The organism is Bacillus sp. PK3-037, from assembly GCF_054161355.1.
Map to the genome: position 1 here is coordinate 613,100 of NZ_CP096408.1, position 12,226 is coordinate 625,325.

Annotated in this window: 9 protein-coding genes; 7 read left to right on the forward strand and 2 right to left on the reverse strand. The window is 38.3% G+C overall.

Going from position 1 to position 12,226, the window contains the following annotated elements:
- From M1D69_RS03215 to tagH, 3 genes are all read left to right on the forward strand, one after another.
- Complete coding sequence (locus M1D69_RS03215; RefSeq protein WP_458104598.1) at positions 1 to 2,169, forward strand: CDP-glycerol glycerophosphotransferase family protein; 2,169 nt, start codon at positions 1 to 3, stop codon at positions 2,167 to 2,169.
- Positions 2,170 to 2,335: 166 nt separating this feature from the next.
- Complete coding sequence (gene tagG / locus M1D69_RS03220; protein WP_458104597.1) at positions 2,336 to 3,163, forward strand: teichoic acids export ABC transporter permease subunit TagG; 828 nt, start codon at positions 2,336 to 2,338, stop codon at positions 3,161 to 3,163.
- 19 nt (positions 3,164 to 3,182) lie between these two features.
- On the forward strand, positions 3,183 to 4,766 hold the full coding sequence (gene tagH / locus M1D69_RS03225; protein WP_458104596.1) for a teichoic acids export ABC transporter ATP-binding subunit TagH: 1,584 nt from the start codon (positions 3,183 to 3,185) through the stop codon (positions 4,764 to 4,766).
- A gap of 39 nt (positions 4,767 to 4,805) precedes the next feature.
- Here tagH and galU read toward each other — a convergent pair whose 3' ends face one another.
- On the reverse strand, positions 4,806 to 5,684 hold the full coding sequence (galU, locus tag M1D69_RS03230; protein WP_044159515.1) for a UTP--glucose-1-phosphate uridylyltransferase GalU: 879 nt from the start codon (positions 5,682 to 5,684) through the stop codon (positions 4,806 to 4,808).
- Positions 5,685 to 5,934: 250 nt separating this feature from the next.
- Between galU and wecB the strand changes: the two genes are divergently transcribed.
- Positions 5,935 to 7,077 (forward strand): non-hydrolyzing UDP-N-acetylglucosamine 2-epimerase, encoded by a 1,143-nt coding sequence (wecB, locus tag M1D69_RS03235; protein WP_458104595.1) that lies wholly within the window; start codon positions 5,935 to 5,937, stop codon positions 7,075 to 7,077.
- Positions 7,078 to 7,117: 40 nt separating this feature from the next.
- Here the strand turns inward: wecB and tagU are convergent, their stop codons facing one another.
- Positions 7,118 to 8,038 (reverse strand): polyisoprenyl-teichoic acid--peptidoglycan teichoic acid transferase TagU, encoded by a 921-nt coding sequence (gene tagU, locus M1D69_RS03240; protein ID WP_458104594.1) that lies wholly within the window; start codon positions 8,036 to 8,038, stop codon positions 7,118 to 7,120.
- A gap of 182 nt (positions 8,039 to 8,220) precedes the next feature.
- Between tagU and M1D69_RS03245 the strand changes: the two genes are divergently transcribed.
- From M1D69_RS03245 to lytC, 3 genes are read left to right on the forward strand one after another with little or no spacing between them, the layout of a single operon-like run.
- On the forward strand, positions 8,221 to 8,529 hold the full coding sequence (locus tag M1D69_RS03245) for a hypothetical protein (protein ID WP_305935026.1): 309 nt from the start codon (positions 8,221 to 8,223) through the stop codon (positions 8,527 to 8,529).
- Positions 8,530 to 8,552: 23 nt separating this feature from the next.
- Positions 8,553 to 10,670: a SpoIID/LytB domain-containing protein gene (locus M1D69_RS03250; RefSeq protein ID WP_458104593.1), complete on the forward strand. Its 2,118-nt coding sequence runs from the start codon at positions 8,553 to 8,555 to the stop codon at positions 10,668 to 10,670.
- 41 nt (positions 10,671 to 10,711) lie between these two features.
- Positions 10,712 to 12,202 carry an N-acetylmuramoyl-L-alanine amidase LytC gene (gene lytC / locus M1D69_RS03255; RefSeq protein WP_458104592.1) on the forward strand — a complete coding sequence of 497 codons (1,491 nt, stop codon included), beginning with the start codon at positions 10,712 to 10,714 and terminating at the stop codon, positions 12,200 to 12,202.
- The last annotated feature ends 24 nt before the right edge of the window (positions 12,203 to 12,226 follow it).

The following is a 12,226-nucleotide window of genomic DNA, read 5'->3' on the forward strand; positions in this document are numbered from 1 at the left end:
ATGAGTGAAAATACTGTGATTAAATGTATTTTGAAAAGCTTGAAAAACAGATTAGGTAAACTGGAATTATCGATTGTTATTGATACTGAACAACAACTTTTAGAGAATCAAGAATTATTTTTAAAGTTAAAAGAGAGACGTTCAGGTACAGAAGCTGAATTTATGCTTCAAAATACTGATTTATTGGAGTACAAAGCAGATATTGATGTTCATCTTTTGCCTATGCCGCTTGAAATGGGCCAAACGTATGACTTTTATGTAGTATTTGGCGAAAAAAACGAAGATACAGAACCGCAACAGTCTCAAGAAAAGCGTCTTTCTGCTGTAGTAGATACGGTTGAGCTTGCATTTCATATTGATCAAACAACAGGACTTTTGGTTTTACCATATAAAACCGATAAAGGCAATTTTTCAGTAAAGGTAAAAAGGGAAGCTAAAATTGTAAGATTTGACGACATAGGGATTAATTCTGAAGAAATTACCCTAAAGGGTTATGCGGGTTATCTGAGTTCTGAAAATCAATATCAAATAAAAGACATGAATCTTATCATGAAAAAGGGCGGAGAAACGCCGGTTGAGGAAAAGTTTCCTTTGCAGCTTGAAAGAAAAATGCAAGGGATTGACCAAATCAGAGAAGACGGTTTTATGCCGCAATTATATCATTTTGAAGTGAAAATTCCTTTAAAAGAAATTCCTTTCTCCATCGAAAAACGTTTTGTTTACCGTTTATTTATGGAGTATGTATGTACTGATGAAGAAAAAGCGGAAATTGTGTTTAACAGCACTGCTTTGGTTTTAGGGGACCGGAAAAATAAACTAAAAGGTTTAGTGAGCGTCGTGAAATCGGAAAACGGACCGATTCGTTATGAGATTTTCAAGAAGAAAAAGAAACAAACTGTATGCATCAGAGTAAACGACTATAGCATGAACACAAGGATTAAGTACTTTGTTAAAGGCAAAAAGAAACGGTTTGTATCAAAAATCAAAAAACTAACAAAGTTGAGAAACAGGTTCATCACTAAAACTTACAAATCACTATTTATGATGGCCAGCAAGATGCCTGTTAAACGAAAAACAATTATTTTTGAAAGTTTTAACGGAAAACAATACAGTTGTAATCCGAGGGCAATTTATGAATATATGCGGGAAAACCATCCGGAATATAAAATGTACTGGAGTGTAAATAAACAATATTCAGCTCCATTTGATGAAAAGAAAATTCCTTATATCAACCGACTTTCGATAAAATGGCTTTTTGCTATGGCGAGGGCCGAGTACTGGATTGTTAACAGCAGGCTTCCATTATGGATTCCAAAACCTGAACACACGACATATGTACAAACATGGCATGGAACGCCGTTGAAAAGACTGGCAATGGATATGGAAGAAGTGCATATGCCTGGAACAAATACAAAGAAATATAAGAGGAATTTTATAAGGGAAGCTTCTAATTGGGACTATTTGGTTTCCCCTAATGCATATTCATCTGAAATTTTTGCCCGGGCGTTTCAGTTTAACAAAACGATGATTGAGTCTGGTTATCCAAGAAATGATTTTCTTCATAATGATAATAATGAAGAAACAATATCAGCGATTAAAAACAGAATGGACATTCCTAGTGATAAAAAAGTAATTTTATATGCCCCTACATGGAGAGATGATCAATTCTATGCAAAAGGACGCTATAAATTTGACCTTGATTTAGATTTGCATCAGCTTAGACAAGAACTTGGAAATGAATATATCGTTATTTTAAGAATGCATTATCTTGTAGCTGAGAATTTTGATTTGGGGCCTTATGAAGGTTTTGCGTTTGATTTTTCTGCTTATGAGGATATTCGTGAATTGTATATGATTTCTGATTTGCTGATTACTGATTATTCTTCTGTATTCTTTGATTATGCAAATTTAAAACGGCCAATGCTTTTCTTTGTACCTGATATTGAAACTTACCGTGATAAGCTGAGAGGTTTCTACTTTGATTTTGAAAAGGATGCACCGGGTCCATTAGTGAAAACAACTGAAGAAACCATTGAGGCTATTAAAGAAATTGCATCACCTGATTACGAATTACCAATTTCATTCGGACCTTTTTACGATAAGTTCTGTTACTTGGAATCAGGACGTTCATCTGAAAAAGTAGTAAATACTGTATTTAGAGCTGAATAAATACTGGCATTTTTTAATATCTGAAAGCTGTCGAAGTCTCGGCAGCTTTTTGACACTTATTGAGAAGTGAAAAAAAATGCAGGATCTGTTACAATTATCAGCGGTGCTTTCAATTTCTTAAACAGAAAGATTTCCAAAAATCAACTAAGTCTAAGGAAGATAAAAAATGAATGATTTATTGCGAATACTGAGAGAGCAAATAACGTCATTTCCTTTAATTTTAAGATTGGCGGCTTATGAAACGAAATCTAAATATCAAATGAATTACTTGGGTGTTCTTTGGCAGTTTTTAAATCCGCTTATCCAAATGCTGGCCTACTGGTTTGTATTTGGCATGGGAATTAGAAAAGGCGGGCCTGTTGCGACCGCAGCCGGTGAAGTGCCTTTTATTGTTTGGATGCTGGCAGGATTAATTCCCTGGTTTTTTATCAGTCCAACTATACTAGATGGTTCAAACAGTGTATTTAAGCGGATTAAGATGGTAGCAAAAATGAATTTTCCGATTAGTTCTCTGCCTTCAGTGGCCATTGCTTCCAACTTATTTAGCTATTTTATTATGCTGGTGATTTATATCATTGTACTGTTAGTTAACGGAATATATCCAAGTTTGCATTGGTTACAATATATTTACTACTTTATTTGCTTGATTGCCTTTATGTTTTCTTTTAGTTTGTTTAATTCAACAATCAGTGTGCTGGTAAGGGATTATCAGTTTTTACTTCAAGCTGTAACAAGGCTTTTGTTTTTCTTGTTACCAATTTTTTGGGATATTAATTCAAAACTCGGTCAGAATCATCCAGAATTATTACCTGTTTTGAAGCTGAATCCGCTATTCTATATTATTGAGGGTTTCCGGAACAGCTTCTTAGACGGCCAATGGTTCTTCCAAGACATAAAATACACGCTGTATTTCTGGCTGTTCACTTTTCTTTTATTAACAGTAGGTTCTATCCTGCACATGAAATTCAGAGACAAGTTTGTTGACTTTCTTTAATACGTAAGGAGATTGTACGATGAAACTAAAAGTTTCGTTTCGAAATGTTTCAAAGCAGTATCATTTGTATAAAAAACAATCGGACAAGATTAAAGGATTGTTTTTTCCGGTTAAGGATAATGGTTTTTTTGCTGTGCGGAATGTCTCCTTTGACGTGTATGAGGGAGAAACAATCGGCTTTGTAGGGATAAACGGGTCGGGGAAATCGACCATGTCTAACCTGCTGGCTAAAATTATTCCGCCGACCAGCGGGGAAATTGAAATGAACGGCCAGCCGTCGCTGATTGCGATCGCGGCCGGTTTAAATAATCAATTAACGGGCCGGGACAACGTCCGGCTCAAGTGTTTGATGATGGGCCTAACAAATAAAGAAATTGATGACATGTATGACAGTATCGTTGAATTTGCGGAGATTGGCGATTTTATTAATCAGCCGGTTAAAAACTATTCCAGCGGGATGAAATCTCGTCTCGGTTTCGCGATTTCCGTTCATATTGATCCGGATATTTTAATTGTTGATGAAGCGCTCTCCGTAGGAGACCAAACGTTTTATCAGAAATGTGTAGACAGAATTAACGAGTTTAAAAAGCAAGGAAAAACCATTTTCTTTGTCAGCCACTCCATCGGCCAGATTGAAAAGATGTGTGACCGCGTCGCTTGGATGCACTACGGCGAGCTTCGTATGTTTGATGAAACAAAAACCGTTGTGAAAGAGTACAAAGCATTTATTGACTGGTTTAATAAGCTCTCGAAAAAAGAAAAAGAAACATATAAAAAAGAGCAAACGGAAGAGCGGAAGAAAGAAGATCCTGAAGCGTTTGCCCGTTTCCGCAAAAAGAAGAAAAAGCCGAAATCACTTGCTAATGCTATTCAAATCGCTATTTTGTCTATTCTGACAGTTTTCATGGCGGGAACGATGTTCTTTAATGCCCCGCTTCGTACAATTGCTTCGTTTGGCGCGATTCCGCAAAATGAAGTGAAGAAGCATCACAGCAATACAAAGGGTAAGGCTGAAGAAAGTTTAACCGCAATCAACCAACAAGGGTTTATTGTCGATACAAAAGCAGCTCTTTATAAAGATCCAGACCTGAAAGAGAAAATCAGTAATACACTTTCATTCGGTACTGAAGTGACTGTAATGGCAAAAGACAAACAAGCAGCAAAAATAAAATTTGAAGGAAATACTCACTTTGTGAAAGAGAATGCTGTTGTGAGTGATGTCAAGAAAGCGGAGTTGCAGGCATCTGCTTTTAAACCTTATGTTCAGGAAAGTGGCAGAGCTTCCTACGAATATTTTCTGAAGTTCCTCGGAAACAGCAGAGACAGTATTCAATCTAAATTAAATAATTTCACAGAAGGAAAAACAGCTGACGGCAGAAAGACTTTGGATTTTGATTATGAAAAGATCAGCTATGTATTGGAAGATAATAAAGCTTCACAGCTTATCTTTCACAATATTTCTCCCGTTACTCCAGCGTCATTATCATTAAGTGATGGTGATGTATTATATGACAGCAGCAAGAATCGTTTTCTTGTGAATACAGCAAATCAGATCTTTGCAGTTGATAATGAAGAACATACGCTGACCCTGATGTCGAAATAAGAAAAGGCTATTGGATGAATCTCCAATAGCCTTTTATGTTTAGATTTCTTCTTTGTTTAATAAGTTTTCCATGAACGGAACGAGCTGTCCGCGGAGTTCTTTATCCTGCATCGCAAATTCAAGAGTTGTTGTGATAAAGCCAAGCTTTTCACCAACATCATAGCGTTTGCCTTCAAAATCGTAAGCAAACACTCTTTGAATTTCATTCAGCTTTTGAATGGCGTCTGTCAGCTGAATTTCTCCTCCTGCGCCAACCTGCTGCTCCTCTAAGTACATAAAGATCTCAGGCGTAAATACGTAACGTCCTAAGATGGCAAGGTTAGAAGGTGCTGTGCCTTTAGACGGCTTCTCAACAAAGTTTTTCACCTGGTAACGGCGGCCTTCACTTGTCAGCGGGTCGATAATACCGTAGCGGTGAGTTTCTTCTTCAGGCACTTGCTGAACACCTATAATAGAAGAAAGTGTTCTTTCATACTCATCCATTAACTGGCGCAATCCTGGTTTTTCCGCCTGGACAATATCGTCTCCAAGCAGAACCGCAAAAGGTTCATCGCCGATAAAGTTACGCGCGCACCACACAGCATGTCCAAGTCCTTTAGGCTCTTTTTGGCGGATGTAGTGGATGTCAGCCAGATTGGAAGATTTTTTCACTTTTTCAAGGAGTTCAATCTTTCCTTTTTCTTCAAGGTTTCTTTCTAGCTCAGGAGAGTAATCAAAATGATCCTCGATCGCACGCTTGCTTTTACCTGTTACAATAATAATGTCCTCAATACCGGACTCAACAGCTTCTTCAATTATGTATTGAATGGTTGGCTTATCTACGATAGGAAGCATTTCTTTCGGCATTGCTTTCGTAGCCGGGAGAAAACGCGTTCCTAGTCCTGCTGCTGGAATTATCGCTTTACGTACTTTTTTCATTTAAAGGCACCTTCCTTATTAACGAAAATATTTATGGCTAAAACTATTTTCTATTTACCCTGTTCATTGTGGTTTCACACATTTTTTATGATATAGGATAAACCAATTTTAAACAAGTTTTATCCTTAAGTTCCCTAGCAATAAAGTTCACTTGACCATGAATAAGTGAATAGGAAATGATTTAAAATGAAACAAATTCATGTAGAATAAGGAGTATGATTTTATTTTTTGCAGAAACCAGGTGACAATTATGAAAAAACTAAAAGTCATGACCGTCTTCGGAACCAGGCCGGAAGCGATAAAGATGGCGCCGCTCGTGCTTGAATTAAAAAAATATCCTGAAATAGAGTCCTATGTAACGGTGACTGCCCAGCACAGACAAATGCTGGATCAGGTGCTTGAAGCGTTTCGGATTAAGCCTGATTTCGATTTGAACATTATGAAGGAGCGGCAGACGCTGGCAGAAATTACGTCCAATGCGCTTGTGAAATTGGACGAGCTGTTTAAAGACATCAAGCCTGATATTGTGCTTGTCCACGGTGATACGACGACGACATTTGCCGGAAGCCTTGCCGCGTTTTATCATCAAATTGCTGTCGGGCATGTGGAGGCCGGTCTTCGCACAGGCAATAAATATTCTCCGTTTCCTGAAGAGCTCAACCGCCAAATGACCGGTGCTATTGCTGATTTGCATTTTGCACCGACAGGACAGGCAAGAGACAATTTGTTAAAAGAAAACAAAAAGGCCGATTCTATTTTTGTAACGGGCAATACAGCGATTGACGCGCTTCGCACAACAGTTAGGGAAGGGTATTCACACCCTGTCCTTGACCAGGTTGGTGAGGATAAGATGATTTTACTGACGGCTCATCGCCGTGAAAACTTAGGCGAGCCGATGGAAAACATGTTTAAGGCCATCCGCAGAATTGTAGAGGAATATAATGATGTACAGGTCGTTTACCCTGTGCACCTTAACCCTGTTGTCCGGGAAGCGGCTCAGAAGCATTTTGGCGACTCTGACAGAGTGCATCTGATTGAGCCTTTAGAAGTGATTGACTTCCATAACTTTGCGGCAAAATCCCATTTCATTTTGACTGATTCCGGCGGAGTGCAGGAAGAAGCGCCATCGCTCGGGAAACCGGTTCTTGTGCTTCGTGATACGACTGAGCGCCCTGAAGGAGTGGAAGCAGGGACGCTTAAACTTGCGGGGACAAATGAGGAGAACATTTATCAGCTTGCAAAAGAGCTCTTAACTGACGCCGATGAGTATCAGAAAATGTCCTATGCTTCAAATCCGTATGGTGATGGACAGGCCTCCCGCCGGATTGTAGAGGAATTGCTGTTTCACTACGGATATCGGAATGAACATCCGGACTCTTTTACGGATAAATAAAAAAGAAGCTTTGCACATAGGTGCGAAGCTTCTTTTTGTTTTAGTTTTTTAAGCTTTCTTTCAGTTCATTTGTGATGTCAGCTAGCTCGCTCTCATCTGCTTTATAGTAATAGACGTCATTGATTCTTGTGCCTTCGCCTTTCAGTTCGTGCTGCTTGATATGTTTTCGGGCGCCTTTGTAATCGGACTGGATATCCCACATATTATCAAACGTCAAATTGGTTTTCACATTATTTTCAACGACCTTAAACATATCTCCAAACTTTGTAACGGAAGAAATATTTGCCCCTTTGTTAATGATTCCTTCGATCACTTGGCGCTGACGGTCCTGACGTCCGAAATCTCCTCTTGGATCTTCTTTTCTCATTCGTGTATACGCTAATGCTTCTTTTCCGTTCAGTGTGATTTCTCCTTTGCCGAATGAATAACCGTCATAGCTGAACGCAAATGTGCTGTTAACTGTGATGCCGCCGAGTGTATCAACCACGTCTCTAAAGCTTTCCATATTGACTTTTACAAAATAATCGACCGGAACATCGAGGAAGTTTTCAACCGTGTCAACTGTCATTTGTGTACCGCCATATGCGTACGAATGGTTGATTTTATCCATCGTGCCTTTTCCGATAATTTTTGTATAGGTATCACGAGGAATACTGACCATATCTGTGGTGTTCGTTTTTGGGTTAACGGTCATATAAATGAGTGTATCGGCGCGTCCTTTATCGCCTGAACGTTCATCCACCCCCATAATTAAAACAGAAAACGGGTCTTTTTTATTGATATTCACCTCTGTATCTCTCTTTTTGGATTTATCAATACTTTCATGAATACTTGCCACAGTTGAAGCGGCTTTATGCCATAAGTAGTATGCATAACCGCCTGTCCCTAACACAAGGATTCCAATAATAGTTAATATCGTCAGTAATAAGGTTTTTTTCTTTTTTCTGCGTTTACTTCTCATTCTTTGCACCCCATCTGTTCAGTTAATTTGATTATGATTGAAATTTCCAGTAAATACAACTCTTTTTAATAGAAGAACAAAATCCTATAATAGTCGATTTTTATAAAAAAAAGTTTCACTGTTTCTTAATTTTTCTTTAAAATATTAAATGACTGACGATAAAACATAATGAGGTGAAAAAAATGAAAAAATTGATTGGTTTAATGTTCTTTATACTGCTCCTTGCAGGTTGCGGGGCTGATAATCAAAAGAGCCAAGGTGAGGATGTGTCAACAGACAGTAACATCGAAACAGCAGAGGGTGTTTATGTAGGTTTAGCAGATACCCACACAATTGAAGTAACTGTAGATAACGAGCCAGTTGTTCTTGATATTACTGAAGAATCAACAAGTGAGCTTGAAAAATTCAATAATGGCGATAAAGTTACGGTGAAATATGAAGAAAATGGCGAGGGTCAACTTCTATTAAAAGATATTGAACGTACCAACTAAGTTATGAGGAGGAACCTGAAATCTTGAATTCTTGCAAACGCTTGATCTTATGTTCACTTGCTGCACTCTTACTATTTATTCCAACAGTAACTTTTGCAGCAGACTCAAACATTTCAGTTAAATTGTCAAACTATATCGGTAATAAATCAAGTATCAGTCTATCCCCAACAGGATTTTATAAAGTAACTGGAGATAATGTTGCTGTAACAGATCGTTTTGCAGGTGCTTCACGATACGAAACCGCGACTCTTGCATCCGGCAGTCAGTGGAAAAATCCTAATACAGTTATTTTGGTAAATCGGGATATATTTATTGATGCATTGCCTGTTATCCCATTAGCAAAAAAACTAGATGCACCCATCTTATTTACTCAGCCTGATACGTTAACGAAAACTACTGAAAAACAAATCGCTAAATTTAACCCGGACAATATTTTAGTCATTGGGGGAGCACGCAGCATTTCAAAAGATGTAGAAAACAAGCTCAAATCATATGGCTCAGTTAAAAGGATAAGCGGAAAAAATAGATATGTATTATCTGAGAATATCGCTAAACAGATGGGCAGCTATGATAAAGCTATCGTTGTAACCGGAAAGGTATTTCAAGATGCGTTAGCCATAGCTCCTTATGCTGCGGCACAGGGATATCCTATTTTGCTTACTGAGAAGGATAAACTTCCGGATTATGATTTGCCAAAACAAGTGATTATAATCGGCAGTTCATTTAGTGTCAGTGAGAGTGTAGAAAATGAAATAAAAAAAACTTCAACTGTACAGAGGATACCTGGATCAACCAGATATGAACTCACAGCAAATATTATTAAACAATTAAAGTTGAAGGCTGATAAAGTCGTAATGACGAACGGAACAAAGTACGCAGACGTATTAGTAGGTGCTTCGCTTGCTGCGAAGAAAAACAGCCAAATTTTATTTATTAAACAAGATAGTGTTCCTGCGGCAGCTAAAAGCATAACAAAAGAAAAAGCCACATATTCATACGACTTTATTGGAAGCACCAGTTCAATTTCTGTAGAAGTCGAGAATTCACTTGCCGATGAATTTTATTTAGCCGGCGGAAGCAACTATACCCTGAAAATCAACAACGGGAAATTAAATCTCGAAAATATAAAAACATATAGTAACTCTCTGAGGATTAAACCTGAAAAGTACTCGACTTCTAACAGAATAAGTCTTAACGGAAATCAGTATCTTGGAACGGTTAATTTCTCTATTGAATCTACTAAATATATCAGGCCGGTTAACGAAAATATTCCATTTGAGGATTATTTAAAAGGGGTTATTCCAAATGAAATGCCTGCCAGCTGGTCACTTGAAGCCCTAAAAGCACAGACTGTGGCTGCGAGAACCTACTCCATAACAAAAACGGGAACTACTGTACCTGATACAACAGCTTTTCAAGTTTATGGAGGATATAGTTGGAATTCAAACACCAATAAAGCGGTTGAGCAGACAAAAGGAAAAGTTCTCAAATATAACGGATCTCTTATAACAGCAACTTATTCTTCAAGCAATGGCGGTTATACAGAAGCGAGCAACGAAGTCTGGTCATCAAGTGTACCTTACTTAATTGCGAAGAAAGATTCTAAGGATCCTCAAATAGGCTGGACGCTTACACTCTCAAAACAACAGCTGAACACGAATTCGCTTGATTTAAATAAGCCATCTTCTTGGTGGTCTTCAGCAACTGAAACTGATGCTGCGAGGTTATCCGGAGTTAAAAATTGGATCTTGAAAAATAAAGAAACAGGAGCTGCTTCTGTAAAAATTGCGAGTATAGAAGATTTGAGCTTTAGCGGTACAACACAGGGGCAGCGTGCAAAAACAGCATCTATGAAAGTTAAGTATTTTGTTAAAAGCAGTACTGGCTCCTACAATTTAAGTAAAATTACAACAATCACTGTTCCGACAACTCAGCTAAGAACAATGATTGGTGGAACTGTTTTTAAAAGTACTTATGTGACTGTAAAAAAAGACAATTCAAAGTACACAATCAGCGGCAAAGGTTACGGTCACGGCATCGGAATGAGTCAATATGGAGCTAAGGCAAGAGCAGAAGCAGGAGATTCATATAGTTCAATTTTGAAATTTTACTATCCTGGGACAACTCTGACAAGTTATTAATTATTTTAAGGTGCTAAAGGCCATTTAAGGAGGAAAAGTAATTGCGTTCTTATATAAAAGTCCTAACAATGTGTTTTCTGGGGCTCATTCTTTTTGTACCAACAGCATTGGCCGATAACTCGGTAAAAAGAGTCGGGGGAAGCAATAGATATGGCACTGCTGTTCAAATATCAAAGCAGATGTACTCAACAGCGAGTACAGCGGTTATTGTTGGCGGAAGTTCATACGCAGATGCCATTTCAGCGGCACCTCTTGCTTATCAGAAGAATGCACCGCTGCTTTACACAAATGCTGATAAGCTCTCTTCTGAGACGAAAACAAGGCTAAAAGAAATGCGAACAAAAAATGTAATTATTGTAGGTGGTACACCAGCTGTTTCCTCTAATACTGCCAATCAGATCAAAAGCTTAGGCATCAGTATTAAACGAATTGCTGGAAGTAATCGCTATGATACAGCTGCACGGGTCGCAAGAGCAATGAACGCAACCTCAAAAGCTGTCATTTTAAATGGGTTTTTATATGCTGATGCTCCAGGGATCATCCCTTATGCAGCTAAAAATGGCTATCCTATTCTGTTTACAAACAAAACCTCTATAAATAGTGCGACAACAGCAGTGATGAAAGATAAGAGAATTACAAGTACTGTGGTTGCAGGAGGTACCGGAAGTATTAATAATTCGGTGTATAACAAGTTGCCTTCTCCTACAAGAATTAGCGGTTCAAACAGGTACGAGCTTGCTGCTAATATTGTACAAAAACTAAACCTGTCAACGAGCACAGTATATGTAAGTAATGGTTTTAGCTATCCAGATTCAATCGCAGGAGCCACTCTGGCAGCAAAGAACAAGCAATCTCTTATTTTGACTAATGGTGAAAATTTATCTGGCGGCACCCGAAAAATTATCGGCAGCAAAAACATGTCAAACTTTACGATAATCGGAAATACTCCAGCTATAAGCACTAAAGTAGCTAATCAGCTAAAGAATCCTGTTGTAGGTGAAACAATTTTTATTGACCCAGGCCATGGAGATCAAGACTCGGGGGCAGTAGGAAATGGACTGCTTGAGAAAGAGGTAAACCTTGATATAGCGAAAAGGGTCAATACGAAGCTAAATGCTTCTGGTGCTCTTCCGGTAATGTCAAGATCTAATGATACGTTTTATTCTTTACAGGAAAGAGTAAGTAAGGCAGCCTCTGCCCAAGCTGATTTGTTCATCAGTATTCATGCGAATGCCAACGATAGCTCATCTCCAAATGGCAGTGAGACCTATTACGACACAACATATCAGGCAGCAAAAAGCAAACGATTAGCAGATCAAATTCAGCCGAAACTTGCAGCTAATCTCGGGACAAGAGACCGTGGAGTCAAGCAAGCCGGATTCTATGTTATCAAATATTCTAAAATGCCAAGCGTTTTAGTTGAGACTGCTTTCATCACAAATGCAGCCGACGCAAGCAAACTGAAACAAGCCGTTTATAAAGATAAAGCCGCCCAAGCTATTCATGATGGTACAGTTTCATATTATAGATAAAAATGAAGAGACAAATCTAAATAA

Coding starts and splice junctions, on each gene's coding strand:
- galU (WP_044159515.1), bottom strand. CDS start 5,684: ATGAAAAAAGTACGTAAAGCGATAATTCCAGCAGCAGGACTAGGAACG.
- wecB (WP_458104595.1), top strand. CDS start 5,935: ATGAAAAAACTAAAAGTCATGACCGTCTTCGGAACCAGGCCGGAAGCG.
- M1D69_RS03215 (WP_458104598.1), top strand. CDS start 1: ATGAGTGAAAATACTGTGATTAAATGTATTTTGAAAAGCTTGAAAAAC.
- tagU (WP_458104594.1), bottom strand. CDS start 8,038: ATGAGAAGTAAACGCAGAAAAAAGAAAAAAACCTTATTACTGACGATA.
- tagH (WP_458104596.1), top strand. CDS start 3,183: ATGAAACTAAAAGTTTCGTTTCGAAATGTTTCAAAGCAGTATCATTTG.
- tagG (WP_458104597.1), top strand. CDS start 2,336: ATGAATGATTTATTGCGAATACTGAGAGAGCAAATAACGTCATTTCCT.
- M1D69_RS03245 (WP_305935026.1), top strand. CDS start 8,221: ATGAAAAAATTGATTGGTTTAATGTTCTTTATACTGCTCCTTGCAGGT.